Origin of the sequence: Microbacterium lacticum, from assembly GCF_006716815.1 — a bacterium.
GTDB classification, from domain to species: domain Bacteria; phylum Actinomycetota; class Actinomycetes; order Actinomycetales; family Microbacteriaceae; genus Microbacterium; species Microbacterium lacticum.
In genome coordinates this window covers 1016514-1041146 of record NZ_VFPS01000001.1, presented here as the reverse complement: position 1 = coordinate 1041146, position 24633 = coordinate 1016514, and the positions used below count along the sequence as shown (strand labels likewise).

Below are 24633 nucleotides of genomic sequence, written 5' to 3'. Positions count from 1 at the left end.
GACTGGATGCCATGGCCACGACGACCTCGACGCGATCCGATGCCCTCGACGTCCTGCGCACGCTGGTCGGGCGCGACGACGCCCGCTTCCACGACGGCCAGTTCGAGGCGATCGACGCCCTCGTCGCCGATCACAGGCGCGCGCTCGTCGTGCAGCGCACCGGGTGGGGCAAGTCGGCGGTGTACTTCGTCGCGACACTGCTGTTGCGTCGCCGAGGCGCCGGACCGACGGTGCTCGTCTCGCCGCTGCTGGCTCTCATGCGCGATCAGATCGCGGCGGCAGAGCGCGCCGGCGTTCGCGCCGTGGCGATCAACTCCACCAACCCGCACGAATGGCGGGACGTCATCGACGCCCTCGACCGCGACGAGGTCGACGTGCTGCTCGTCTCACCCGAACGCCTCAACAACCCCTCCTTCCGCGACGAGCAGCTGCCGCAGCTCGTCTCCCGCATCGGGCTGCTGGTGGTCGATGAAGCGCACTGCATCAGCGATTGGGGCCACGATTTCCGCCCGGACTATCGGCGCCTCCGCGATCTCATCGCGCGCATCCCCGATGGCGTTCCGGTGCTCGCCACCACGGCGACCGCCAACAGCCGCGTCGTCGCCGACGTCGCCGAGCAGCTCGACGCGCAAGGGCCCGCGGGAGAGAGCGCCGAGGTGCTCGTCATCCGCGGACCCCTCGCGCGCAGCTCGCTACGCCTCGGCGTGCTGAAGCTGCCCACCGCCCACGCCCGCCTCGCGTGGCTGCTCACCCACCTCGGCGACCTGGCCGGGTCCGGCATCATCTACACCCTCACCGTCGCCGCCGCGAACGACACCGCGCGCCTCCTCCGTGAGCGCGGGTACGACGTGCGCGCCTACACGGGGCAGACCGACGCCGACGAGCGCGAGGAGTCCGAAGCGCTCCTGAAGGACAACCGCGTCAAGGCCCTCGTCGCCACGAGCGCGCTCGGCATGGGCTTCGACAAACCCGACCTCGGCTTCGTCGTGCACCTCGGCGCACCGTCGTCCCCGGTGGCCTACTACCAGCAGGTCGGTCGCGCGGGGCGCGCCACCGCGTCTGCCGACGTGCTCCTGCTGCCGGGCGACGAGGACCGTGAGATCTGGCACTACTTCGCCACCGCCTCGATGCCCGACCGCGCCCGCGCCGATCGCGTGCTCGCCGCGCTCTCGGCCGCCCCGTCGCCGATGTCCACCGCCGCCCTCGAGGCGGTCGTCGACATCCGCCGCACGCCGCTCGAGCTGCTGCTGAAGGTGCTCGACGTCGACGGTGCGGTCGACCGCGTGCAAGGCGGCTGGCGCGCGACCGGCGAGCCCTGGATGTACGACGAGCACCGCTACGCGCGCATCGCGGCCGAGCGCGTCGCCGAGCAGCAGCACATGCTCGACTACGAGCAGACGGATGCCTGCCGCATGGAGTTCCTCCAGCGCACCCTCGACGACGACACCGCCGTGCCGTGCGGACGCTGCGACACCTGCGCGGGGGCGTGGTATCCCGCCGGGGTGACCGAGGATGCCACGCAGATCGCGGTCTCGGCGCTCGATCGCGTCGGGGTGCCGATCGAACCGCGCCGGCAGTGGCCGACGGGCGCCGACCGCCTCGGCGTGCCGGTGCGCGGTCGCATCGCCGCCGACGAGCAGTACACCGAGGGTCGCGCGCTCGCGCGCCTCACCGACCTCGGCTGGGGCGGGGTGCTGCGCGGCGTGTTCGCGGCGGGAGCGTCCGACGCGGCCGCGGCCCCGAACGTGCTCGCCGCCTGCGTCCGCGTGCTCGCCGACTGGGGGTGGGAGGAGCGCCCCGTCGCGGTGGTCGCGATGCCGTCGCGCTCCCGCCCGATGCTCGTCGACTCGCTCGCCCGCCATCTCGCCGACGTCGGTCGGCTGCCGCTCGTCGGCACGCTCGACCTCGTCGACGGCGGCTCGACGAACGGTCCGGGCGGCAACAGCGCCTTCCGGCTGGCGGGGGTGTGGGAGCGGGTCAGCGCGGCGCACCTCGACGTGCCGCCCGGTCCGGTCCTCCTCGTCGACGACCTCGTCGACAGCCGTTGGACGATCACCGCCGCCGCACGCGAGCTCCGCCGTGCCGGCGCGACCGCGGTGCTCCCGTTCGCGCTCGCCCTGCGCGGCTGACGCGGCGGCGCCCGGTCGGTCGGTTACCCTTCCGATATGGCGAATGAGGCTGCGATCGAAGACGTGTCGATCGGCGGCGATGGCATCCGGCTCGGTCAGTTCATGAAGTTCGCGAGTCTTCTCGACTCGGGCGGCGACGTCAAAGAGGCGATCATCGACGGGCTCGTTACCGTCAACGGCGAGGTCGATCGCCGGCGCGGGCGCCAGCTGCAGGTCGGTGACGTGGTCGGCTACGAGAACCGACTCGCGCGCGTCTGCGCCTGAGCGACTGCTCTGCGGGCCTGCGGGCCTGCGGGCGTACGGCCTCGCGATGACGAACCTCGGCGACATCGACCGGCAGTCGCTGTCCGGCGCGATCTCGACCGGCACGCACGGCACCGGGGCGCGCTTCGGCGGCATCGCCAGCCAGGTCGTCGCCGCGACCCTCGTCACGGCCGACGGCGACCTGCTGACGGTCTCCGAGACCGAGAACGCCGAAATGCTCCCCGCCGTCGCGCTCGGGCTCGGCGCCCTCGGCATCCTCGTCGACATCACGATCCAGTGCGTCCCTGCCTTCGTGCTCGAGGCGGTCGAGCGCCCCGAGCCGCTCGACGCCGTCGTCGACGATCTCGAGACGCGTGCCGATGCCGTCGACCACTTCGAGTTCTACTGGTTCCCGCACACGGCCACCGCGCTCACCAAGACCAACACGCGCCTGCCCGCCGGCACCGCGACGCGGCCCCTCACCGCCACCTCGCGCCTCGTCGACGACGTGCTCGTTGGAAACGTCGTGCATCAGTCGGTGTGCAGCGCCGGGCGCGCGGCGCCGGGTCTCGTGCCGGGCATCAACCGCCTGTCGGCGCGGGTCTGGGGCGACCGCACGTTCTCCGACGCGTCGCACCGCGTGTTCGCCACGAGCCGTGGCGTGCGCTTCCGCGAGATGGAATACGCCGTGCCGCTCGAGAACCTGGCATCCGCCTTCCGCGGGGTGCAGCGCGTGATCGACGAGAACGGCTGGCACGTCGAATTCCCGATCGAGGTGCGCGTCGCCGCCGCCGACGACCTCTGGCTCTCAACCGCGACGGGTCGCGCGACCGGCTACCTCGCCGTGCACCGGTACTGGAAGGTCGACCCGACCGCCTACTTCGCCGCCGTCGAAGAGGTCATGCTCGCGCACGGCGGGCGCCCGCACTGGGGCAAGATGCACACCCTGGATGCCACGGCGCTGCGCGCCCGGTATCCGCGCTTCGACGACTTCACCGCCCTCCGCGACCGCCTCGATCCGCACCGCGCGTTCCGCAACACGTACCTCGACCGCGTGCTCGGTGGGTAACCGCTGAGAAGTGCGCGGGAGGCACACGGATGCCCCGGCGCGCGCGGATAGGATGATCACAGCATCGAGGGGAGTCCTATGGACATGGCGTGGCTGATCCTGGTTCTGATCGTGGTCGCGCTGGTCGTGATCGTCGGGATCTACCTGTGGGCGACCTACAACTCGCTCGTGGCGCTGAACGTCCGCGTCGACGAGGCGTGGAGCGACATCACGGTGCAGTTGAAGCGCCGCGCCGACCTGTTGCCGAACCTCATCGAGACGGTGAAGGGCTACGCCGCGCACGAGAAGGCCGTGTTCGAGAACGTCACGCGCGCCCGTGCCGAGACGATCGGCGCCCAGACGCCCGCCGAGGCGGGGGTCGCCGAGGGCCACATGCAGCAGGCGCTCAAGTCGCTGTTCGCCGTCGCCGAGGCCTACCCGCAGCTGCAGGCGAGCCAGAACTTCCTGCAGCTGCAGAGCCAGATCGTCGACACCGAGGACAAGATCCAGGCCTCGCGCCGGTTCTACAACGGAGGCGTCCGTGAACTGAACACCAAGATCAAGGTGTTCCCGAACAACCTGTTCGCGCGAAACCTCGGCTTCCACGAGCGCGAGTTCTTCGAGGTCACCGGGGGAGCGGCGATCGCCGAACCCCCGCGCATCCAGTTCTGACCCGGCAGTGCGCGTCGAGCGGTTTCGCGTGACGGAGCCGGCATATTCCGAGTCCTAGACTGAGCGGATGAGCGGCGCGGATGAGACCGGCGGGGAGCGCAAGCCCCGGCCGTCGTTGCTGGAATCCCTGCGGAACCCCGAGCGGACCGTGACGACGGAGATCTCCGCGGGGCTGCCCCACGGCCTCAAGGTCACCACCGCCTACGCGTGGCGGTTCGTCGTGATCGCGGTGGCGGCAGGCATCCTCATCTGGATCGTCATCCAGCTGAAGCTGCTGGTCGTGCCGCTCCTCGTCGCGATCCTCGTGGCGGCGCTGATCTGGCCCGGATTCACCTGGCTGCTGCGCCACCGGGTGCCGCGGTGGCTCGCGATCGTCGTGTCGGTGATCGGCACCTTCGCCGTGATCGGCGGCCTGCTGTGGCTCGCCGTCTGGCAGATCAGCCGCGAGTGGGGCTCCGTGCGCGCCCGCACCCTCGAGTCGGTGCAGCAGCTGCGGCAGTACCTCGTCGAGGGCCCCCTGCACCTCACCGAAGCCCAGATCGACAGCATGCTCTCGCAGGCATGGACCTTCCTGCAGCAGCAGGCGGAGCTCCTCTGGTCCGGCGCGCTCGCGATCGGATCGACCGTCGGGCACGTCGCGACCGGCGCCGTGCTGTCGCTGTTCATCCTGCTCTGCATCCTCGCCGACGGCGCCGGCATCTGGCGCTGGGTGGTGCGCCTGTTCCCCCGCCGCGCGCGCGCGGACGTCGACGGCGCCGGCCGCGCGGGCTGGGCGACGGTCGTCACCTACGCGCGCACGCAGCTGCTGGTCGCCACGATCGATGCGATCGGCATCGGGCTCGGCGCCTTCCTCCTCGGCGTGCCGCTCGCGATCCCCATCGGGGTGCTCGTCCTCCTCGGCGCCTTCGTGCCCTTCGTAGGCGCGATCGTCACCGGCACGCTCGCGGTGTTCCTCGCGCTCGTCTACAACGGCCCCTGGATCGCGTTCTGGATGATCATCGTCGTGCTCGGCGTGCAGCAGCTCGAGGGCCACGTGCTGCAGCCGCTCCTCATGGGATCGGCCGTCAAGGTGCATCCGCTCGCCGTCGTGCTCGTCGTCGCCGGCGGCGCGATGATCGCGGGCATCCCCGGCGCCCTGTTCGCGGTGCCGATCGCGGCCTTCATCAACGTCGTCGCGGTCTACCTCTCCCACCGGCACCCCGGGGGGTCGGCGCCGCCGTCCGAGGCCGATCTGATCTGGAGTACCGTGCCGCGAAGCAGGAGGACGACCGCGTGACCATCCCGACCCTGGCGGAGTTCGAAGACGCCGCCGCCGTGCTGCGCCCCGTCATCGTGCAGACCCCGTTCGACGAGTCGGAGTACCTCTCCGACGTGCTCGGCGCGCCCGTGCATCTGAAGCTCGAGAATCTGCAGCGCACCGGCTCCTTCAAGATCCGCGGCGCGACCTACCGGCTCTCCCGGCTGAGCGCGGAAGAACGCGCGCGGGGTGTCGTTGCGGCATCCGCCGGCAACCACGCGCAGGGCGTCGCGCTCGCGGCGCAGAAGCTCGGCATCCACGCCACGATCTTCATGCCGCTCGGTGTGCCCGTGCCGAAGCTCCTCGCGACGCGCGGGTACGGCGCCGAGGTGATCCTCGAGGGCGCGACCGTCGAGACGCCGCTGCGCCTCGCCGCGGAGTACGCCGAGCGCACCGGGGCGGTGCTCATCCACCCGTTCGACCACCGTGACGTGATCGTCGGGCAAGGAACGCTCGGACTCGAGCTGTGGGACGCGGTCGAGGACCTCGAGACGGTCATCGTCGGCATCGGCGGCGGGGGGCTCATCGCCGGTGTCGCCGCCGCCGTCAAGGCGCGTGCGGCGGCCGAGGGGCGCACCGTACGGGTCATCGGCGTGCAGGCGGAGAACTCGGCCGCCTACCCCGCCTCGCTCGCGGCCGGCGAGCCGCTCACGGTCGAGACCACGCCGACGATCGCCGACGGCATCGCCGTGGCGCGCCCGGGGGAGCTGACCTTCGAGGTCATCAGCGAGCTCGTCGATGAGGTCGTGACGGTCAGCGACGACGATATCGCCCGTGCGCTCTTGAACCTCCTCGAGCGCGCCAAGCAGGTCGTCGAGCCCGCCGGTGCGGTCGGGGTCGCCGCGATCCTCGCCGGCAAGGTGCGGGCCAGCGGCCCGACCACGGTCATCCTCTCCGGCGGCAACATCGACCCGCTGCTGCTCCAGCGCGTCGTGGCACACGGCCTCGCGGCATCCGGGCGCTACATGACGCTGCAGATCCCGCTGCCCGACCGTCCGGGCCAGCTCGCCCGCGTGTCGGAGCTGCTCTCGATCGCCGGCGCCAACGTCATCGAGGTGCTGCACACACGGCACGGCCAGGGGCTGCAGATCAGCGAGGTGATCCTGCAGCTGAGCGTCGAGACGCGCGGCGAGGAGCACCGCGCGCACGTGATCAGCGTGCTGGATGCCGCGGGCTTCCACCCGCGCGTCGTCGAGGACTGACCGCGTCGGGGCATCCGTCGCCGTCCGCGTGCGTCACCGACACAGGACAAATCACCGAGGCAGGACGAAACCCGCGGGTTCCGTCCTGCCTCGGTGATTTGTCCTGCCTTCGTGAGGCGCAGGATGCCTGGGCGCGGCCTACTGGCCGGTGTAGGTGTCGACCTTGACGATCTCGACGGGGATCTCGCGCCCCGTCGGCGCCGTGTACGAGGTCTTGGCGCCCACGGCGAGGCCGAGGATCGCCGCGCCGAGCGGGGACGCCTCGCTGTAGACGTCGAGCTCGGAACCGGCGGCGATCTCGCGGCTGCCGAGGAGGAACACCTCTTCGCCGCCGGCGACGATCGCGGTGACGACCGTGCCGCCGCGGACGATGCCGTCGGCCTCGGGAGCCTCGCCGACCACGGCCTCCTTCAGCAGCTGCTGCAGCGTGCGGATGCGCGCCTCCTGCTTGCCCTGCTCGTCCTTCGCGGCGTGGTAGCCGCCGTTCTCCTTGAGGTCGCCTTCTTCGCGGGCGGCCTCGATGCGCGCCGCGATCTCGGTGCGTCCCGTCGTCGACAGGTGTTCGAGCTCGGCGGCGAGCCGGTCGTAGGCGTCCTGGGTGAGGAAGGTCTCCGTGTTCTCGGCCACGCGTCTCTCCTTGCATCGGGGGAACGTGCGGCTCTGCCGCACGGGTGTGTCGTGCTGGGTTCGCCCGGCCCTGCCGGGGTAAACCGAACGCCCCGGCGGGCAGCCGGGGCGCGTCGTGTCGCCTCAGACTACGGGATCCAGCAGGAGGTCGCCAAACCCGTCGTCGCCTCGGCGACGGTCGGGATCGTCTCGGTGAAGCTGCGGCTGTGCGCGTCGCTGGCCGGATACTCGACGATCCGCCACCCCACGACGCCGTGGTCGGTGTCCTGCGCCTCGATCGCGCACGTGACCGCCGCGCCGCGCCGGAGGGTCACCTGAAACTCGATCGTCACCGAGTGCGCGTCGACCGGGTGGAAGGCGGTGTTGTCGACGTCGACGGAGTCCATCGACTGTGCGACTGTCGTCCAGCCGAAGTACCCGATGAGGGCGACCGCGACCACGCCGACCGCGATCCAGAGGCCTCGGCGACGCCCGCGCGTGCGGCCGTAGCGATCGTCGAGCTCGGCACGGACCTCGGGCGACAGCGTCGCGGTGTCGTCGTGCGCGGTGACGTCGGGGGTGGAGGGCATCGTGGGTCTTCGCGGTGGAGGCGGGCGATCTAGGCTGGAGTTCCAGGCTACGCCGTGCGCGCGCCGCCGAGGAACGACGAACCGAGGAACGATGCTGACACTTCCCTCCGCGACCGAGTGGATCGCCGCCTCCGCGCGGCACGCGGGGCTCGCGACGCCCTCGCCCTCGATGACGGTCGACCCCGACTCGGTCACTCCCGGGTTCGTCGGGTTCGTCGCGATCGCGCTCATCGCGGTCGTCGTGGTGTTCCTCATCATCGACATGCTGCGACGCATCCGTCGTGCCGGCTACCGCGCCGACGTCAACGGGCAGCTGGATGCCGAGGCGCAGGCCGCGGCGGAGGCCGAGGCTCAGGGCGAGTCCGCCGAGCGCGCGACCGACGTCGACGACCAGGACATCGACCCCCGCGGCGGCGCAGGGCGCTGACCGCGCGGCGAATACCCGCGCCGGATCAGGCGGGCGCGCCGAGCGAGGGCACCACCGGGTCGAGCGCGATCAGCAGACACGCCGTCCAGTGGCACAGGAAGGCGAGCACCGTGCACACGTGGAAGATCTCGTGGAAGCCGAAGCGCCCCGGCCAGGGGTTCGGCTTCTTCAGCGCGTAGCAGACGGCGCCGCCGGTGTAGAGGAGGCCGCCGATGATGACGAGCACCATCATCGCGACGTTCGCCTCGAGCAGGTCGACGAGGTACATGACCGCCGCCCAGCCGAGCAGCAGATACAGCGCGACGTACAGCCAGCGCGGCGCGTTGATCCAGAACACGCGGAAGAGGATGCCGACGAGAGCCCCCGTCCATACGAGCACGAGCAGCACCGTGCCCTTCTGCGGGGGAAGGGCCAGCACGGCGATGGGCGTGTAGGTGCCCGCGATCAGCAGCATGATGTTCGCGTGGTCGATGCGCTTGAGCACCGCCTTGGTGCGCGGGCCCCAGTTGAAGCGGTGGTAGAGCGCGGAGTTCCCGAACAGCAGCACCGAGGTCGCCATGAAGATCGCGCAGGCCCACTTGGCCGCGGCGCCGTCGGCGAGCGCGATCAGCACGATGCCCGCGGCGATCGCCACGGGGAAGGTGCCGGCGTGGATCCATCCGCGCCACGTGGGCTTGATCTCGGCGTTCGCGCTGACCTCGGCCGCCTCGATCAGAGGCAGCTGGGGCATGTCGACGCCCTCATCGGGTGTGGGTTCGGACACGGTCCGAGCATAGGGCGCGGCGTATGCCGTCGCGCACATACGCGGACACGCGGGCTCACGCCCGGGCACGGTAGCGTAGGGGGGTGACAGCGTCGGCGCCGGGTGAGGGGAGAGGGTTCCTCTATCGGCTGTACAGTTCGCGACTCCGGCGCCTGCTCACCCCCGAGACCGTCCCGCACCACGTCGCGATGATGATCGACGGCAATCGGCGCTGGGCGCGCCAGTCGGGCTACGCGACGGTCGCGGAGGGCCATCGGGCCGGTGCGGCCAAGATGCACGAGTTCCTCCGCTGGTGCGATGAGCTCGGCATCCGTGTCGTCTCGCTGTACCTGCTCTCGAACGACAACCTCCGCAAGCGCGACTCGCAGGAGCTGTCGGATCTCATCGAGATCATCGCGGAACTCGCCGACGAGCTCTCCCAGGAGCCCGGCTGGCGGGTGCAGCACGTCGGCCGCGCCGACGGCCTGCCCGCCGATCTCGCCCGCGTGCTGAAGACGGCCGAGGAGCGCACCGCCGGCAACACCGGACTGCACGTGAACCTCGCCGTCGGCTACGGCGGTCGCGGCGAGATCGTCGACGCGGTGCGGAGCATCATCGCCCAGCACCAGCGGGTCGGCGGCTCGCTCGAAGAGCTCGCCGCGAGTCTCACCCCCGAGCAGATCGGCGAGCACCTCTACACCGGCGGTCAGGCCGACCCCGACCTCGTCATCCGGACGTCGGGGGAGCAGCGCCTGAGCGACTTCCTGCTCTGGCAGTCGGCGCACTCCGAGTTCTACTTCGTCGAGGCGCTCGGCCCCGATCTGCGCGAGGTCGACTTTCTGCGCGCGATCCGCGATTACGCGACCCGCGACCGCCGCTTCGGGGGCTGATCGGTACGCGCGACCGGCGCGTGAGACAATGGCAGACGTGAACGATGTGGACACTCTGATCGACTCGTTCGACGTCGAACCGGGATATCTCGACTGGGCCCGCTTCGGCCCCCTCTCCCCGAGTGTGCGCGCGGAGATGAGCGCCGACGCCGAACTGCTCGGCACCGGACGGCGCGCCGGGATCGACCTCGTCGGCGCTCGCGCCGCGGAAGCGCGCACGCTCGTCGCGAAGCTGCTCGACGTGCCCGGCGACGAGATCGTGCTGCAGCCCTCGACGACCCACGGTCTGCTGCACGCCATGTTCGGCCTCGAGGGCACCGTCGTCGTTCCCGCGCAGGACTTCCCGGCGGTGCGGCTCTCCGCGGCACGGGCGGCCGCGGCGCGCGGACTGCTCGCCGTTCGCGAGATCGACCCGCCCGAGGGCATCGTGACGACGGATGCCATCGTCGACGCCCTCGACGACGACGTGACCGCGGTGGCGCTGAGTCTCGTCGACTACCGCACCGGGGCCCTCGTCGACCTCCCCGCCATCCGGGAGGCGATCGGCGACCGTCTGCTCATCGTCGATGCCATCCAGGCCTTCGGCGTCGTCGACGTCGACTGGCGCGCGGCCGATGTCATCACCGGCAATGGCTACAAATGGCTGCGCTCCGGGCGGGGGACCGGCTTCGCGCGGTTCTCACCGGCGGCGCGCGACCGCATCGAAGCGGTGCTGTCGGGGATCTCCGGCATGCTCGGCGACGCCGGCACCCTCGGCGTCCCCGGGGTGCTGCCGGGAGCGGCCGCCTACTCCGTGGCGCCCTCCGACCCGCTGGCGGCCTCGCGGCTCGCCGCGGCGCTGCGGGACATCGACGACGTCGGCGTCGCGCCCATCGCTGCGGCCGTCCGCGCTCGCGCGCAGGAGGTCATGCACCTCGCCGATCGTTACGAGGTGCCCGTGATGACGCCGCGTGAAGCCCACGCCGGCATCGTCACGCTCCTGCCTGCGGCGGCCGACGCCTCGGCGCTGGCCGCGGCCCTCGCCAACCACGGCGTCACCGTCACGGCCCGGGGAGCGAGCATCCGCGTGTCGGCGCACGTCGGCACCGGCGCCGACAGCCTGCTGCTCCTCGGCGACGCCCTCGCCGATGCTGCCAGCCGCCGCGTCAGCGCGGTCGACTTCGGCGGCGACCCCGGCGGGGAGATCAGCGCGGCCGAGATCATCACGATCGAGGTGATCGACGTGCCGCCGGCGCCCGAGACGCGCCCGGAAGGCGACGCGTGGGCCGAACCCGCGACGGGCGCCGTCCCCGAGGCGGAGATCGAGGCGGAGATCGAGGCGGTGCCCGACGACGCGCTCGACGCCGAGGCCGCCGTCGACGACGCGGTCGACGCCGCCGATGACGAGATCGTGATCGCCACCATCGACGACGCCGCGCCGGACAACGACGGCCGCACCGAGAATTAACACCACGGCAACCTGAGCGCGGCGTGTCGCGCCTGCGGTGGCATCCACGGCGGCCGTACGTTCATCACATCGGGCAAGGCGCCCGGTCGGGTCGGCCTCACCACGACTCGTGGCCCTGGTCGACTCGAGACTGCCGGGTGATCCTCACCCGGGGCGGGAGTGGGTCGTGACCACACGAGTTCCAGAGCAGCAGCACCTCGACACCGCGGCGGAGGTGGACCAGGACCTCCGCACCTACGTGCTCGACACGTCGGTGCTGCTGAGCGATCCGCGGGCCTTCTTCCGGTTCGCCGAACATTCGATCGTCGTGCCGGTGGTCGTGATCACCGAGCTCGAGGCCAAGCGACACGATCCCGAACTCGGCTACTTCGCCCGCCAGGCGCTGCGCCACCTCGACGAGCTGCGCGTCGAACACGGACGCCTCGACTTCCCGGTTCCGGTCGGCGCGGGCGGCACGCTGCGCGTCGAGCTCGCCAACACGGATGCCTCGGTGCTGCCGGCCGGCCTCCGCCTGAGCGACAACGACACCCGCATCCTGTCGGTCGCGACGCACCTCGCCCAGGACGGACAGGAGGTCACGATCGTCTCGAAAGACCTGCCGATGCGCGTCAAAGCCGCTTCGCTCGGCCTGCACGCCGAGGAGTACCTCGCCGAGCAGGCCGTCGACAGCGGCTGGACCGGCATCGCCGACCTGAACGTCTCGGGCGACGACATCAGCGACCTCTACGAGAGCGAGGTCGCCTCGAGCGACGAGGTGCGCGGACTGCCGGTGAACACGGGCCTCGTCATCCACTCCGAGCGCGGCTCGGCGCTCGGCCGGGTGACCGGTGACGGCGCGTACAAGCTCGTGCGTGGCGACCGCGACGTGTTCGGGCTGCACGGGCGCTCCGCCGAGCAGCGGATCGCGATCGACCTGCTGCTCGACCCGGAGGTCGGGATCGTCTCGCTCGGCGGCCGCGCCGGCACCGGCAAGTCGGCCCTCGCCCTGTGCGCGGGTCTCGAGGCGGTGCTCGAGCGTCAGCAGCAGAAGAAGGTCATCGTGTTCCGGCCCCTCTTCGCCGTCGGCGGTCAGGAGCTCGGGTACCTGCCCGGCGATCAGGCCGAGAAGATGAACCCGTGGGGGCAGGCCGTGTTCGACACGCTCGGCTCCGTCGTCTCGGGCAACGTCCTCGAAGAGGTCGTCGCGCGGGGCATGCTCGAGGTCATGCCGCTCACCCACATCCGTGGCCGCTCCCTGCACGACGCCTTCGTGATCGTCGACGAGGCGCAGTCGCTCGAGCGGAACGTGCTGCTCACGGTGCTGAGCCGGATGGGTCAGAACTCCAAGGTCGTGCTCACGCACGACGTCGGCCAGCGCGACAACCTGCGGGTCGGCCGGCACGACGGGGTCGCGTCGGTCATCGAGACCCTCAAGGGCCACGACCTGTTCGGCCACGTCACGCTGACCCGCTCGGAGCGCTCCGCCATCGCCGCGCTCGTGACCGACCTGCTGGAGCAGGGCGAGCTCAGCTGACCGCCGCGATCGAGGCGCGGCCGCGGGGCCGGGGCGGGGCCCGACGGGTCTACTCCCAGCGGTAGCCCTCGCCGCGCACGGTCACGATGTGGTCGGCGCCGAGCTTCGCGCGCAGGTAGCGCACGTACACATCGACGACGTTGGAGCCCGGGTCGAAGTCCATGCCCCAGATGCGGCTCAGCAGCACCTCGCGGGTGAGCACCGCGCCGGGGTGGCGCAGGAACTGCTCCGCGAGCGCGAACTCGCGCGCCGACAGGTCGACCTCGCGCCCCGCGACGGTCGTCCGCCGCGCCAGGATGTCGAGGGTCACATCGCCCTGCGAGAGCACCATCGTCACCGCGCCGGTGCGCTCCCGCAGCCGCGACCGCACACGCGCCATCAGCTCGGCGACCGAGAACGGCTTCGGCACGTAATCGCTCGCTCCGGCATCCAGCCCGTCGACCGCGTCGCTCGTCGACGACCGCGCGGTGAGCATGATCACGGGCATTCGCTCGCCACCGGCGCGGAGCGCCCGCAGCACCTCGAAGCCGTCGAGGCTCGGCAACCCCACGTCGAGGATGACGAGGTCGATATCGCCCTCGAGCGCGCGATCGAGGGCCGCCTGACCGTCCTCGGCGACGACGGTCTCGTGCCCGTCGGCATGCAGCGCCCGGGTGACCAGGGCGAGGATGTGGGGTTCGTCATCGACGACGAGGATGCGGGTCATCCGGAGGCCTCTCGCTGGAGTACGACGTCGCCGGCGCGCACCGGCATGGGAAGGGATGCGCGGGTACCGATGGGGATCCCGAGGGTCAGCGTGGCGCCGCCGCCGGGCGTCTCGGCGACGGTGCAGCGGCCGCCGTGCGCCTTCGCGATGGCGTCGACGATCGCGAGCCCGAGGCCCGATCCGCCGACCGAGCGCTTGCCGGCGCCGCGGTCGAAGCGGCGGAACACGCGGTGACGCATGGCGGGCGGGATGCCGGGGCCGTGATCGCGCACCCAGAGCTGCGCGCCCGACGGATGCACGGCGCTGCCGATCTCGATCGGGCTGCCCTCGGGGGTGTACTTGGCGGCGTTGTCGGCCAGCTGCAGCCACGCCTGCAGCAGCCGGTCGCGATCGCCGCGGACGATCGCCTGCGCCTCCTGCTCGACCCGCCAGGTGTGGCCGGCGATCACCCCGACGAGGTCGGCGACGCGGCGGGTGAGCTCCGCGAGATCTACGTCGCCCATCGAGAAGCTGTCGGCCTCGACGGCGGCGAGCAGATCGATGTCGCCGATGAGGCGCGTCATGCGGTCGAGCTCCGCGATGCCGAGCTCCCGCGTCGCCGCGGTGTCGACGGGATCGTTCGGATCCATCAGCTCCAGGTGCCCGCGCACGATCGTGATCGGCGTCTTCAACTCATGGCGCACGTCGTCGAGCAGGCGCCGCTGCGTGTCGAACGAGGCCTCCGCGCCGTCGGTGGATGCCGCGGCGGGCGCCTCAGCGAGGAGCGCCCACCCGACGATCGCGGTCACCCCGAGGGTCGCCACCGCGCCCACGCCGAACACCGCCACCGCGGGCCAGGACACCTCCGCCGAGGTCGCGACGAGCGCGATGAGCACGCCGATCGCGGTGACCGCGAACCCCGCCGCCACCGTCGCGAGAACCAGGCCGAGCGTGCGGGGGCGGCGGGCGGTGCTCACCCGTGCGGCGCCGGCGGTGCGGTTCACACTGACGATTATCAACCAGGGTGGGTCATCGACAGCAGATCGAGTTTCGCGTCGAGCTGCTCTTCGGTCAGCTCGCCCCGCTCGACGTACCCGAGATCGATGACGGCCTCGCGCACGGTGATGCCTTCGGCGACCGCGTGCTTGGCGATCTTCGCCGCCGCCTCGTAGCCGATCAGCTTGTTCAGGGGCGTGACGATCGAGGGCGACATGCCGGCGTAGGCGGCGGCGCGCTCGAGGTTCGCCTCGAGGCCGTCGATGGTCTTGTCGGCGAGCACGCGCAGCGCGTTGGAGAGCAGTCGGATCGACTCGAGCAGGGCCGTGCCCATGACCGGGATCGCGACGTTGAGCTCGAATGAGCCGGACGCCCCGGCCCAGGCGACGGTCGCGTCGTTGCCGATGACGCGGGCGCAGACCATCAGGGTCGCCTCGGGGACGACGGGGTTCACCTTGCCGGGCATGATCGACGAACCCGGCTGCAGGTCGGGGATGTGCAGCTCGCCGAGGCCGGTGTTCGGGCCCGAGCCCATCCAGCGGATGTCGTTGTTGATCTTGGTCAGCGACACCGCGATCGTGCGGAGGGCGCCGGATGCCTCGACGAGGCCGTCACGGTTGGCCTGCGCCTCGAAGTGGTCCTTCGCCTCGGTGATCGGCAGCTCGGTCTCGGCGGCGAGGAGCTCGATGACCTTCTGCGGGAAGCCGGTGGGCGTGTTGATGCCGGTGCCGACGGCCGTGCCGCCGAGCGGCACCTCGCCGACGCGGGGGAGCACGGCCTGCACGCGGTCGATGCCCAGGCGCATCTGGCGGGCGTAGCCGCCGAACTCCTGGCCGAGGGTGACCGGCGTGGCATCCATGAGGTGCGTGCGGCCCGACTTCACGGCATCCTTCCACAGCTCCGCCTTCGCCTCGAGGGCGACGGCGAGGTGGTCGAGCGCCGGGATCAGGTCGTCGATGAGCGCCTGCGTGACGGCGATGTGCACCGAGGTGGGGAAGACGTCGTTGGATGACTGCGACGCGTTGACGTGGTCGTTCGGGTGCACCGGCGCCCCGAGGTGCCGGGTGGCGAGGGTCGCGAGCACCTCGTTCATGTTCATGTTCGACGACGTGCCCGAGCCGGTCTGGTAGGTGTCGACGGGGAACTGGTCGTCGTAGCGGCCGCTGATGACCTCCTCGGCGGCGGCGGCGATCGCGTCGGCGATGTCGCCGTCGAGGGTGCCGAGCTGCTTGTTGGCGAGGGCGGCCGCCTTCTTGATGCGGGCGAGCGCGGCGATCTGGGTCGACTCGAGCCCCGAGCCGGAGATCGGGAAGTTCTCCACGGCGCGCTGGGTCTGCGCGGCGTAGAGGGCGTTCTTCGGAACGCGCACCTCTCCCATCGTGTCGTGCTCGATGCGGTACTCGGTGCTCTCGGTCATGGGTGTCACGTCCTCGTGGTGGGGGTGTTCGGGTGTTCGGAAGGCAGGTCGGCGCTTCGCGTCGCCGTCAGAAGCCGATGCCGACGGCCACGTGCGGCACCGCGGTGCCCTCGCTGAGTCGGTAGTTCGCGCCGACGATGCCGACGCGGCCTTCGGCGGCGGCGTCGGCGATGAGGCGCGACGAGGCCAGCAGGTCGTCGATCGTGTTGTGCAGGTGCGCGATGCCGACGTCTTCGGCGTCGAGCTCGCGCGGGTCGATGCCGCCGCTCGCGCGGAGCACGGTGCGCGCCGCCGGCACGATCTTGGCGATCAGGCGCCAGATGTGCGGGGGGAGTTCGGGGGAGTCGAGCGCGGTCGAGTCGATCGCGGCCCGCACCGCGCCGCACGCGTCGTGGGCGAGCACGATGATGAGTGACACGTCGAGGGCGGCGACCGCGTACTCGAGGCTCGCGACGGCCGAGTCCGACGCGACCTGCCCGGCGTTGCGCACGACGAACAGGTCGCCGAGGCCCTGATCGAAGATGATCTCCGCGGCCAGGCGCGAGTCGGCGCAGCCGAACAGGGCCGCGCGGGGGGTCTGCGCCGCGGCGAGCACGTGCCGGCGCTCCACGTCCTGACGGGGGTGGCGGGGTTCGCCCGCGACGAAGCGGGCGTTGCCCTCGCGCATCTCGGCCCAGACATCCGCCGGCGTCGGTCGTGCGGTGACAGCGGCATCCGTCATGGCGTCTCCTCGCGCAGGGTGCGGATCTGGTCGGTCACGCCCTCGGCCGCGATCGCGGCGGTGGCGGCGTCGGTCGCACCGTAGACGAGCACGGTGTCGGTGCCGGCGGGCGTCGACAGTGCGTAGGAGATCGAGTCGGTGCGCCCCGCGCTCGGGATGCGGTACTCGTCCCACGTGATGCCGTCGATCGTGACGGTGCCGGTCGGGGCGTAGCCGCCGATCTCGCGGCTCGCCCAGTCGTCGGGGGCGTCGAGGCCCTGGGCGACGCGGACGAACCCGCTCGCGGGGGCGTAGACGACGCGCCACATGCCGCCCTCGAGACGGGCCGAGTTGGCTCGCCAATCTTCGGGGACCTCGGGGACGAGGACGGGTCTGCCGACGGATGCCTCGGCCGCCGCCGCGGCGGCGGGGACATCGGCCGGCTCGGGCTCGGCGAGCGAGCCGCGGGGCACGCCCAGGTAGACGACGGCGACGACGGCGATCGTGATCAGAAGCGCCGCGACGAGGTTTCGGAACGTCTTGCTCGACCGGTACCTGGCGGAGGAGGCGGCCTTGCGGTCGGCCGTCTCCTGCGGAGTCTCGGGGCGGCCGAGCTCGGCGACGATGCGCGGACCGGCCATCAGCACGTCCCCCGCATCAGGCGTCTCCGCTGGAGGGCCGGGCGGCGTCGAGAAGACGCTTGGCGCCCAGCAGCCACTCCTCGCAGCGGGCCGCGAGCGCCTCGCCGCGGGTCCACAGGCTCAGCGACTGCTCGAGGGTCGGTGCGCCCTGTTCGAGCTCGGCGACCACCCGCACGAGCTCATCGCGGGCCTGCTCGAACGAGAGGCTCGCGACGTCGGCAGCGGGGTCGGCGGTCATACTCTCATCTTAGGGTCGCCTCCGACACCGCTTCGCCCGGTTCGGGGCGGGAGCGTCAGGAGACATCCGCCTCGGCGACGGGGCCGTCGGAGCGTGCCGCGAAGGATCCCTCGGCGACGGTGACGACCACCGCGGCGCCGGCGGGCGCCTGGGTCGCCTCGCGCACGATGACGCCGCCCTCGAGGTGCGCGATCGCGTAGCCCCGGGCGAGGGTCGCGCCGGGGGAGAGGGCGGCGAGCGAGGCCTGCAGCTGCGCGACGCGCCGCTCGCCCTCGTACACCTGTCGGGTCACGACGTCGCGCCCGCGCGAGGTGAGCGCGAACAGCTCGTGCGAGCGCGCGACGAGCATGCCCTCGGGCGCGCGCAGCACGGGGCGCGTGCGCAGCTGCTCGAGCTGGGCGACATCGTGCGCGATCCGCTGCGTGAGGCGGGTGCGCGCGCGGGCGCGCAGCTGCTGCACGAGGGCCCGCTGCTCGGCGACGTCGGGGACGACCTTCTTCGCGGCATCCGTCGGCGTCGAGGCGCGGAGATCGGCGACGTCGTCGAGCAGCGGATGGTCGTTCTCATGACCGATCGCCGAGACGATCGGGGTGGATGTCGCGGCCACCGCTCGCAGCAGCCGCTCGTCGCTGAAACCGAGGAGCGTCTGCGGGTCGCCGCCGCCGCGGGCGATGACGATGACGTCGACCTCGGGGTCGGCGTCGAGGGTCGCGAGCGCGGCGAGCGTCTCCGGCACGCACCGCTCGCCCTGCACGGCGACGTGCGCGGTGCGGAAGCGCACCTGCGGCCAGCGCAGCTCGGCGTTCCTGTGCACGTCCTTCTCGGCGTCGCTGCGCTCCCCGGTGATGAGTCCGATCACGTGCGGCAGGAACGGCAGGCGCTTCTTGCGCGACTCGTCGAACAGGCCCTCGCGTCGCAGCTGCGCGCGCAGCTGCTCGAGACGGGCGAGCTGGTCGCCGAGGCCGGTGTGCCGCATCGCCGAGACGGTGAAGGTGAAGTCTCCCGACTTCATGAAGTAGTCGCTCTTCACGCACGCGACGACCCGGTTGCCCACGCGCAGGTCGTCGGGCAGCCGCTGCAGCGTCGACGACCACAGCCGGAAGGAGATGAGGGCGTCGCCCGTGGCATCCTTCAACCGTCCGAACACGTGGCCGCCGCGGAGGTTCCAGGCGGTGATCTCGCCCTCGACCCATACCGAACCCCAGTTCGAGACGAACCCGCGGATCGTCTCGTTGAGCCGCGAGATCGAGGTGGGGGCCTCCGGCGACGACTCCCGCGGGTGCACCGAATCGGGCGGCGGAGTCTGGCCGGATGCCGGGGCGAACGCGGTCATCGGGTCTCCCTGTCGTGTCCGGACGTGTGCGGTGATGTCGTGTCGGGCGCGCGTGCGGCCCGCGCCCAGCGTGGCATCCGTAGAATCACAAGGGTGAGCAGCACAGCCGTCCGTCTTCCCTCGCCCCGCATACCGGGGCCGCGTGGACGGCTTCAGGATAACCCGGTGGTCGGACACAAGCGCGTGCTGCTGGCCTCGCCCCGCGGCTACTGCGCCGGCGTCGACCGCGCCGTGATCGCCGTCGAGAAGGCGCTCGAGCGCTTCGGCGCCCCGGTCTACGTCCGCAAGCAGATCGTGCACAACATCCACGTGGTCACCGAGCTCGAGGCGCAGGGGGCGATCTTCATCGACGAGGTCGACGAGGTTCCCGAGGGCGCGCACGTCGTCTTCAGCGCGCACGGTGTCTCGCCCGCGGTCGTCAGCGCCGCCGAGAACCGCGGCCTGCAGGCGATCGACGCGACCTGCCCGCTCGTGACGAAGGTGCACCGCGAGGCGGTGCGGTTCGCGCGCGACGACTACGAGATCCTGCTGATCGGCCACGACGGTCACGAAGAGGTCGAGGGCACCGCCGGCGAGGCGCCCGACCATGTCACCGTCGTGAACTCGCCGGAGGACGCCGACACGGTCGTCGTGAAGGACCCGTCGAAGGTGGTGTGGCTCTCGCAGACGACGCTCTCGGTCGACGAGACCATGGAGACCGTGCGGCGACTGCGCGAGCGCTTTCCCGAGCTGAACGATCCGCCGTCCGATGACATCTGCTACGCCACCCAGAACCGGCAGGTCGCGATCAAGAAGGTTGCGCAGGACGCCGACCTCGTGATCGTCGTCGGCTCGGCCAACTCGTCGAACTCGGTGCGCCTCGTCGAGGTCGCCCTGGAGTACGGGGCGAAGGCGGCCTACCGCGTCGACTACGTCCACGAGATCGAGCAGTCGTGGCTCGACGGCGTCGAGACCGTCGGTGTCACGAGCGGCGCGTCGGTTCCGGAGGTGCTCGTGCAGGAGGTGCTCGACGAGCTCTCCGGTGCCGGCTACCGCGACGTGGAGCAGGTGCGCACCGCGGAGGAGGACCTCATGTTCTCGCTGCCGAAAGAGCTGCGCCAGGATGCCTCGGGCCGCCGCGACGGGCGGGCGCTCGGCGGACGGCAGTCGGGGGGACGGGCCGGCGCGTGAGCGAGCCGGAGCGCGCGCGACCGCAGTACGGCGAGTACGCGACGCCCGAGGAGCAGCGCGCGGCGATCCGGGTGCCCGCGCCGGGCGCGGGTGCCGGGTCTGAGCCGGGTTCGGCGTCGGTGTCGGGCTCGGCGTCCGCGGGGCGCACGGCGCCGGCGGCAGACGCTTCGCCGTCGCGCCGGCACGGGGCATCCGGTGATCGTCACCTTCCACCGCCCCGGCCGACGACCAGCGCGGCGCGGCCGAGCCGCACCGCCGACCGGGTCATCACGCTGATCCTGCTCGCCTACGGGCTCGTCACCGTCGCGAGCGCGATCCCGCAGCTGTGGCACTTCGCGGCGTTCGCGGGGTCGTGGATGGACCTCGCCGGCATCGACGGCACCTTCACGAACACCGCGCAGGGCGACCTGTGGGGCCGGATCGGCGTCGGCGTGTTCGTCGTCGGCTGGCTCGTGACCGCCGCGCTGTCGGTGCGCGCGATCGCGCGGGGAAAGCTCGCGTGGTGGATTCCGCTGGTCGGGGCGATCGTCACGTTCATCGTGGTGAGCGTGTGCCTGACCGTGCCGCTCCTCGGCGACCCGGCGATCGTCGCGCACTTCGGCGCCTGACGCCACGAGCGTCCGTGTGCGCTTCCGGCGACGCCGCCGGGCCGCACAGCGAGACGCCCCGCCCTCGGAAGAGGACGGGGCGTCTCGCAGACGCGGTGATCAGGCGCTGATCGAGTGACCCGCAGAGCCCAGCAGCTGCGTGGCCTCGACGACGCGGGCGGCCATCCCCGATTCGGCGACCTTGCCCCACGCGCGCGGGTCGTAGAGCTTCTTGTTGCCGACCCCGCCGTCGACCTTCAGGACGCCGTCGTAGTTGCGGAACATGAAGTCCGCGACCGAGCGGGTGAAGGCGTACTGCGTGTCGGTGTCGATGTTCATCTTCACGACGCCGTTCGCGACGGCCGTCGCGATCTCCTCGGGGGTCGAGCCGCTGCCGCCGTGGAAGACGAGGTCGAGGGGCTTGGGGCCCGTGCCGAACTTCTCCGCGATAGCGGCCTGGATCTCACCGAGCAGCTCGGGGCGCAGCTTCACGTTGCCCGGCTTGTAGACGCCGTGCACGTTGCCGAAAGTCAGCGCCGCGAGGTAGCGGCCGTTCTCGCCCAGACCCAGAGCCTCGACGAACTTCGACACGTCGGCGACCGTCGTGTAGAGCGCCTCGTTGGAGCCCTCGTGCTTGACACCGTCCTCCTCGCCGCCGACGACACCGATCTCGACCTCGAGGATCGCGTTGATGTTCTTCATGCGGGGGAGCAGTTGCTTCGCGATCTCGATGTTCTCGTCCAGCGGCAGGGCCGAGCCGTCCCACATGTGCGACTGGAAGATCGGGTTGCGACCGGCCTTGACCTCTTCTTCGGATGCCGCGATCAGCGGAAGCAGGAAGTCCTCGAGTGCCGGCTTGGGGCAGTGGTCGGTGTGCAGCGCGACCGTGATCGGGTAGTTCTTGGCGACCTCGGTGGCGAACTTGGCGAAGGCGATGGCGCCGGTCGCGCGGCCCTTGACGGTGTGGCCGGCGAAGTAGTCGGCGCCACCGGTGGTCACCTGGATGATGCCGTCGGAGCCGGCCTCGGTGAGTCCCTGCAGGATGGCGTTGACCGACTGCGAGCTGGAGGCGTTGATCGCGGGGAGGGCGTACCCGCCCGCCTTCGCCTTGTCCAGCATCTCTGCATACTGCTCGGGGGTTGCGACGGGCATTTCCACTCCTCAGGTCTGCGGATATCTCCACCGGTCACTCTAGCGAAGGGAGCGTTCGCGGCGCGGGGTGCTCACCGGGCAAAAGCGGCCCGCCGCCGCAGCGGTCGGCGGCGGCGATACCGCGCGGCGCGAAAGAACCGCGATTCCTTCGTGCGGCGCAGCACGGAATCGGGCCCGCGCGGCGATCGGTCGCCGTAGTCTCAGAGCATGGTGAGCCTGACCGCAGACATGAGTCCCCTCCACCCCGACCGGAACCTCGCGCTGGAGCTCGTGCGCGCGACCGAGGCGGCCGCGATCCGGTCCGTCCCGTTCATCGGACGCGGGCAGAAGGAGCTCGCCGACGGTGCCGCCGTCGACGCGATGCGCGCCTTCCTCACCACCGTGAACTTCGACGGTGTGATCGTCATCGGCGAGGGCGAGAAGGACAACGCGCCCATGCTCTTCAACGGGGAGCACGTCGGGACGGGCCGCGGCCCGCAGTGCGACATCGCCGTCGACCCGATCGATGGCACGTCGCTGACCGCCGAGGGGCGCAACAACGCGCTGTCGGTGCTGGCGGTCTCCGATCGCGGCACGATGCTGGATGCCTCGAGCGTGTTCTACATGGACAAGATCGTCACGGGCCCGGCAGGCGTCGGCGTCGTCGACATCCGGCTCCCCGTCGCGGAGAACATCCGACTGCTCGCCAAGGCGCTCGGAAAGCCCGTCGACGAGCTCGTGGTGTCGGTGCTGAACCGGCCGCGCCACGCGCGGCTCATCCAAGAGATCCGCGACGCGGGCGCCGGCACGCGCCTGATGAGCGACGGCGACGTGGCCGGCGGCATCAATGCCGCGCGCTACAACGCGCGCACCGACATGTGCATCGGCATCGGCGGCAGCCCGGAGGGCGTGGCGACGGCGTGCGCGATCAAGGCGCTCGGCGGGCACATCCAGGGCCGGCTGTGGCCGCGGGACGACGACGAGAAGCAGCGCGGCATCGACGCGGGACTCAAGGTCGACGACACGGTGTACGAGGCCGATGACCTGGTGAAGGGCAAGAACACGATCTTCGTCGCTACCGGCGTCACCAACGGTGAGCTCGTCGCGGGGGTCCGCCGTGATGGCGACTTCGTGCTGACCGAGAGCGTCGTGCTGCGCGGCGCGTCGGGCACCCTCCGCCGGATCAGCTCGGAGCATCTGACGTCGAAGTGGCTGTGACCTTCGCCGCTCGCGGCGAAAGTCCCGGCCCGCTTCCACCCATCGAGCGGTGCACTCTGGCAGAATGAGGGCGGGTCACCGGAGACCTGCACGTCGTCCACGTCATCACCGGGGGTTCACATGTCCACCGCAGCCAGTAGTCCGAGGACCGGGCAGATCCCGATCCCCGTCGACACGGCCCGTCGACCCGATGTCCTCCTCCGCAAGCGCATGCCCGAGGGGCACCAGGTCAGCGCCTGGTGGATGATCGGCGCCTTCGTCGGCGTCTCGGTCGGCGTCGTCGCGCTGCTCGGATTCTTCCCTGGCGGCTGACCCCGCGCCCGCGCGAACGGGGGGCCTCCCCGGTTGGGGCTCACAGTCGTCCCCTGAGGTCGCCCACGTCGGCGCCCACCCGCCCAGCGTCGGGCTCTTCGTCACCCAGATGCTCGATGAGCTCCGGCGCCGTCAGCTTGCGGGGGCTCTTCTCGATTGCCATCGGCGTCGCCGTCGCATCGAGCCGCGTGTCGTCGATGCCGGGGAAACGCCGTGCGCTCACGAGCACCCGCGACTCGAGCGAGCCGGCGAACCGGTTGTAGCTGTCGACGGTGCGCTCGATCGCACGCCGCAGCTCGTCGGTGTGCGTGGCGAGACCGCCGAGGCGCTGGTACAGCTCGTTGCCGAGGTCGAAGAGCCGCCGCGCCTCCGTCGAGACGTCCTGCTGCGTCCACGTGTACGCGACGGTCTTGAGCACCGCCCAGAGGTTCACCGGAGAGGCCAGCGCAACGCGCCGCGAGAACGCGTAGTCGAGCAGGGCCGGGTCTTCTTCGAGCGCGGCCGCGAGCAGCGATTCGGTCGGCAGGAAGCACACGACGAACTCGGGGCTCGACTGCAGGCCGGTCCAATACCGCTTGCCCGCGAGCGCGTCGACGTGCGCACGCACCGCCTTGACGTGCTTCTGCAGCAGTCGGGCCCGCTGCGCGGCCTGCTCGCCCTGCGCGGTCAGCGGGATCGCGGATGCCTCGAGGTAGGCGTCGAGCGGCACTTTCGCATCGATCGCGAGCGCCTTCTCGCCGGGCAGCCGCACGATCATGTCGGGCCGCCCGGCGCCGACATCGGCGGTGACCGAGGACTGCGTATCGAAGTCGACATAACGAGTGAGGCCCGCCGACTCGACCACCCGGCGCAGCTGCGTCTCGCCCCACACGCCGCGCGTCGCGTTGGAGCGGAGCGCGCCCGCGAGCGACTCGGTCGTGGCGCGGAGCGCCTCGTCGGACTCATGCGCGCGGCGCAGCTGCTCGGCGATCGAGCCGTACTGCGCCTGCCGCTCGCGCTCGAGCTCGTCGACCTTGTGCTGCATCGTCTGGAGCGTCTCCTGCACGGGCGCGAGGGCCCGCAGCACCACCTGCTCGCGGCGTTCGCGCTCGTGCTGCGCCGCCTGGTCGGCGCGCGTCTGCGCGCCAAGATCGCGGGTGAGCGATCGCTGCTGCTCGAGCTGGTCGGTGAGGGAGCGCTGCGCGCCTTCGGCGGCGACCGCGCGAGCGGTCAGGCCGGCCAGGGCCTCCGAGGAGCGCTCCGCGGCCCGCGCCGTGGCGGCGAACCAGCCCGCCAGCAGACCGGCGAGCAGACTGACCAGCACGAGGGCGGTGACGAGGGTGGCATCCATGATCACAGCGTGGCGCAGGCCTCCGACATCGCCGGATCGACGCGCAGACAACGGCCCGCGGCGGGCCGC

Annotated in this window: 25 protein-coding genes and 1 pseudogene; 14 read left to right on the top strand and 12 right to left on the bottom strand. The window is 71.4% G+C overall.

The window, feature by feature from the left end; translation table 11 throughout:
- Positions 1–11: 11 nt before the first annotated feature.
- The 6 genes and pseudogenes from FHX68_RS05060 to ilvA all read left to right on the top strand — a co-directional run bounded on the left by FHX68_RS05060 (position 12) and on the right by ilvA (position 6591).
- A complete protein-coding gene (locus FHX68_RS05060; RefSeq protein WP_141379608.1) occupies positions 12–2129 on the top strand; it encodes a RecQ family ATP-dependent DNA helicase in 2118 nt (705 codons plus the stop codon).
- A gap of 36 nt (positions 2130–2165) precedes the next feature.
- A complete protein-coding gene (locus FHX68_RS05055; protein WP_141379610.1) occupies positions 2166–2393 on the top strand; it encodes an RNA-binding S4 domain-containing protein in 228 nt (75 codons plus the stop codon).
- 16 nt (positions 2394–2409) lie between these two features.
- A pseudogene (locus tag FHX68_RS05050) lies at positions 2410–3441 on the top strand (D-arabinono-1,4-lactone oxidase); the annotation flags it as partial.
- An 84-nt stretch (positions 3442–3525) separates the two neighbouring features.
- Positions 3526–4092 carry a LemA family protein gene (locus FHX68_RS05045; protein WP_141379645.1) on the top strand — a complete coding sequence of 189 codons (567 nt, stop codon included), beginning with the start codon at positions 3526–3528 and terminating at the stop codon, positions 4090–4092.
- A 67-nt stretch (positions 4093–4159) separates the two neighbouring features.
- Positions 4160–5368, top strand: coding sequence for an AI-2E family transporter (locus FHX68_RS05040; RefSeq protein WP_141379614.1), 1209 nt, complete (start codon positions 4160–4162; stop codon positions 5366–5368).
- On the top strand, positions 5365–6591 hold the full coding sequence (ilvA, locus tag FHX68_RS05035) for a threonine ammonia-lyase (protein WP_141379616.1): 1227 nt from the start codon (positions 5365–5367) through the stop codon (positions 6589–6591). The genes FHX68_RS05040 and ilvA overlap by 4 nt, the downstream gene beginning before the upstream one ends.
- Before the next feature lie 138 nt (positions 6592–6729).
- On the opposite strand, the gene greA is transcribed toward ilvA, so the two are convergent.
- Positions 6730–7218 (bottom strand): transcription elongation factor GreA, encoded by a 489-nt coding sequence (gene greA, locus FHX68_RS05030; RefSeq protein WP_141379618.1) that lies wholly within the window; start codon positions 7216–7218, stop codon positions 6730–6732.
- Between the two features lie 128 nt (positions 7219–7346).
- Complete coding sequence (locus tag FHX68_RS05025; protein ID WP_141379620.1) at positions 7347–7787, bottom strand: DUF4307 domain-containing protein; 441 nt, start codon at positions 7785–7787, stop codon at positions 7347–7349.
- Between the two features lie 91 nt (positions 7788–7878).
- On the opposite strand from FHX68_RS05025, the gene FHX68_RS05020 reads away from it, so the two are divergent.
- Positions 7879–8214, top strand: a complete 336-nt coding sequence (locus FHX68_RS05020; protein ID WP_229661465.1) for a hypothetical protein — start codon at positions 7879–7881, stop codon at positions 8212–8214.
- 25 nt (positions 8215–8239) lie between these two features.
- Here the strand turns inward: FHX68_RS05020 and trhA are convergent, their stop codons facing one another.
- Positions 8240–8944, bottom strand: a complete 705-nt coding sequence (trhA, locus tag FHX68_RS05015) for a PAQR family membrane homeostasis protein TrhA (protein WP_141379647.1) — start codon at positions 8942–8944, stop codon at positions 8240–8242.
- Between the two features lie 116 nt (positions 8945–9060).
- Here trhA and FHX68_RS05010 point away from each other — a divergent pair, with 116 nt between their 5' ends.
- The 3 genes from FHX68_RS05010 (at position 9061) to phoH2 (ending at position 12806) form a co-directional block, all read left to right on the top strand.
- Positions 9061–9846: an isoprenyl transferase gene (locus tag FHX68_RS05010; RefSeq protein ID WP_141379622.1), complete on the top strand. Its 786-nt coding sequence runs from the start codon at positions 9061–9063 to the stop codon at positions 9844–9846.
- A gap of 28 nt (positions 9847–9874) precedes the next feature.
- Positions 9875–11293, top strand: coding sequence for an aminotransferase class V-fold PLP-dependent enzyme (locus FHX68_RS05005; RefSeq protein ID WP_211345049.1), 1419 nt, complete (start codon positions 9875–9877; stop codon positions 11291–11293).
- A gap of 166 nt (positions 11294–11459) precedes the next feature.
- A complete protein-coding gene (phoH2, locus tag FHX68_RS05000; RefSeq protein ID WP_174799070.1) occupies positions 11460–12806 on the top strand; it encodes an RNA 5'-3' helicase PhoH2 in 1347 nt (448 codons plus the stop codon).
- A 49-nt stretch (positions 12807–12855) separates the two neighbouring features.
- On the opposite strand, the gene FHX68_RS04995 is transcribed toward phoH2, so the two are convergent.
- The 7 genes from FHX68_RS04995 to xseA form a co-directional block, all read right to left on the bottom strand.
- Positions 12856–13512, bottom strand: coding sequence for a response regulator transcription factor (locus FHX68_RS04995; protein WP_141379624.1), 657 nt, complete (start codon positions 13510–13512; stop codon positions 12856–12858).
- The gene (locus tag FHX68_RS04990; RefSeq protein WP_229661464.1) at positions 13509–14495 is read right to left on the bottom strand and encodes a sensor histidine kinase; all 987 of its coding nucleotides are present in this window, start codon (positions 14493–14495) and stop codon (positions 13509–13511) included. The genes FHX68_RS04995 and FHX68_RS04990 overlap by 4 nt, the downstream gene beginning before the upstream one ends.
- Positions 14496–14506: 11 nt before the next feature.
- The gene (locus FHX68_RS04985; RefSeq protein WP_141379625.1) at positions 14507–15904 is read right to left on the bottom strand and encodes a class II fumarate hydratase; all 1398 of its coding nucleotides are present in this window, start codon (positions 15902–15904) and stop codon (positions 14507–14509) included.
- Between the two features lie 67 nt (positions 15905–15971).
- Positions 15972–16625 carry a carbonic anhydrase gene (locus FHX68_RS04980; protein WP_141379626.1) on the bottom strand — a complete coding sequence of 218 codons (654 nt, stop codon included), beginning with the start codon at positions 16623–16625 and terminating at the stop codon, positions 15972–15974.
- Complete coding sequence (locus FHX68_RS04975) at positions 16622–17245, bottom strand: DUF4245 family protein (RefSeq protein ID WP_141379627.1); 624 nt, start codon at positions 17243–17245, stop codon at positions 16622–16624. Before FHX68_RS04975 ends, FHX68_RS04980 begins: the two co-directional genes overlap by 4 nt.
- A gap of 16 nt (positions 17246–17261) precedes the next feature.
- Entirely contained in the window at positions 17262–17483 is a 222-nt protein-coding gene (locus FHX68_RS04970; RefSeq protein ID WP_141379628.1) for an exodeoxyribonuclease VII small subunit, read from the bottom strand.
- A gap of 55 nt (positions 17484–17538) precedes the next feature.
- The gene (gene xseA / locus FHX68_RS04965) at positions 17539–18816 is read right to left on the bottom strand and encodes an exodeoxyribonuclease VII large subunit (protein WP_141379629.1); all 1278 of its coding nucleotides are present in this window, start codon (positions 18814–18816) and stop codon (positions 17539–17541) included.
- 165 nt (positions 18817–18981) lie between these two features.
- Here xseA and FHX68_RS04960 point away from each other — a divergent pair, with 165 nt between their 5' ends.
- Both FHX68_RS04960 and FHX68_RS04955 read left to right on the top strand, forming a co-directional pair.
- Positions 18982–19986 (top strand): 4-hydroxy-3-methylbut-2-enyl diphosphate reductase, encoded by a 1005-nt coding sequence (locus FHX68_RS04960; RefSeq protein WP_141379630.1) that lies wholly within the window; start codon positions 18982–18984, stop codon positions 19984–19986.
- The gene (locus tag FHX68_RS04955) at positions 19983–20594 is read left to right on the top strand and encodes a DUF6264 family protein (RefSeq protein WP_141379631.1); all 612 of its coding nucleotides are present in this window, start codon (positions 19983–19985) and stop codon (positions 20592–20594) included. Before FHX68_RS04960 ends, FHX68_RS04955 begins: the two co-directional genes overlap by 4 nt.
- A gap of 99 nt (positions 20595–20693) precedes the next feature.
- Here FHX68_RS04955 and fbaA read toward each other — a convergent pair whose 3' ends face one another.
- Positions 20694–21725, bottom strand: a complete 1032-nt coding sequence (fbaA, locus tag FHX68_RS04950) for a class II fructose-bisphosphate aldolase (protein ID WP_141379632.1) — start codon at positions 21723–21725, stop codon at positions 20694–20696.
- Between the two features lie 207 nt (positions 21726–21932).
- Between fbaA and glpX the strand changes: the two genes are divergently transcribed.
- Positions 21933–22922: a class II fructose-bisphosphatase gene (glpX, locus tag FHX68_RS04945; protein WP_141379633.1), complete on the top strand. Its 990-nt coding sequence runs from the start codon at positions 21933–21935 to the stop codon at positions 22920–22922.
- Between the two features lie 120 nt (positions 22923–23042).
- Entirely contained in the window at positions 23043–23234 is a 192-nt protein-coding gene (locus tag FHX68_RS04940) for a UDP-N-acetylmuramyl pentapeptide phosphotransferase (RefSeq protein ID WP_141379634.1), read from the top strand.
- Between the two features lie 40 nt (positions 23235–23274).
- Here FHX68_RS04940 and FHX68_RS04935 read toward each other — a convergent pair whose 3' ends face one another.
- Positions 23275–24564 (bottom strand): DNA recombination protein RmuC, encoded by a 1290-nt coding sequence (locus tag FHX68_RS04935; RefSeq protein ID WP_141379635.1) that lies wholly within the window; start codon positions 24562–24564, stop codon positions 23275–23277.
- Positions 24565–24633 lie beyond the last annotated feature (69 nt).

Excerpts from the sequence above, each read along its gene's own strand:
- FHX68_RS05060 (WP_141379608.1), top strand. The coding sequence starts at position 12 with ATGGCCACGACGACCTCGACGCGATCCGATGCCCTCGACGTCCTGCGC.
- FHX68_RS05055 (WP_141379610.1), top strand. The coding sequence starts at position 2,166 with ATGGCGAATGAGGCTGCGATCGAAGACGTGTCGATCGGCGGCGATGGC.
- FHX68_RS05045 (WP_141379645.1), top strand. The coding sequence starts at position 3,526 with ATGGCGTGGCTGATCCTGGTTCTGATCGTGGTCGCGCTGGTCGTGATC.
- FHX68_RS05040 (WP_141379614.1), top strand. The coding sequence starts at position 4,160 with ATGAGCGGCGCGGATGAGACCGGCGGGGAGCGCAAGCCCCGGCCGTCG.
- FHX68_RS05025 (WP_141379620.1), bottom strand. The coding sequence starts at position 7,787 with ATGCCCTCCACCCCCGACGTCACCGCGCACGACGACACCGCGACGCTG.
- FHX68_RS05020 (WP_229661465.1), top strand. The coding sequence starts at position 7,879 with ATGCTGACACTTCCCTCCGCGACCGAGTGGATCGCCGCCTCCGCGCGG.
- trhA (WP_141379647.1), bottom strand. The coding sequence starts at position 8,944 with ATGCCCCAGCTGCCTCTGATCGAGGCGGCCGAGGTCAGCGCGAACGCC.
- FHX68_RS05005 (WP_211345049.1), top strand. The coding sequence starts at position 9,875 with ATGGCAGACGTGAACGATGTGGACACTCTGATCGACTCGTTCGACGTC.
- FHX68_RS04995 (WP_141379624.1), bottom strand. The coding sequence starts at position 13,512 with ATGACCCGCATCCTCGTCGTCGATGACGAACCCCACATCCTCGCCCTG.
- FHX68_RS04985 (WP_141379625.1), bottom strand. The coding sequence starts at position 15,904 with ATGACCGAGAGCACCGAGTACCGCATCGAGCACGACACGATGGGAGAG.
- FHX68_RS04980 (WP_141379626.1), bottom strand. The coding sequence starts at position 16,625 with ATGACGGATGCCGCTGTCACCGCACGACCGACGCCGGCGGATGTCTGG.
- FHX68_RS04975 (WP_141379627.1), bottom strand. The coding sequence starts at position 17,245 with ATGGCCGGTCCGCGCATCGTCGCCGAGCTCGGCCGCCCCGAGACTCCG.
- FHX68_RS04970 (WP_141379628.1), bottom strand. The coding sequence starts at position 17,483 with ATGACCGCCGACCCCGCTGCCGACGTCGCGAGCCTCTCGTTCGAGCAG.
- xseA (WP_141379629.1), bottom strand. The coding sequence starts at position 18,816 with ATGACCGCGTTCGCCCCGGCATCCGGCCAGACTCCGCCGCCCGATTCG.
- fbaA (WP_141379632.1), bottom strand. The coding sequence starts at position 21,725 with ATGCCCGTCGCAACCCCCGAGCAGTATGCAGAGATGCTGGACAAGGCG.
- glpX (WP_141379633.1), top strand. The coding sequence starts at position 21,933 with ATGGTGAGCCTGACCGCAGACATGAGTCCCCTCCACCCCGACCGGAAC.
- FHX68_RS04940 (WP_141379634.1), top strand. The coding sequence starts at position 23,043 with ATGTCCACCGCAGCCAGTAGTCCGAGGACCGGGCAGATCCCGATCCCC.
- FHX68_RS04935 (WP_141379635.1), bottom strand. The coding sequence starts at position 24,564 with ATGGATGCCACCCTCGTCACCGCCCTCGTGCTGGTCAGTCTGCTCGCC.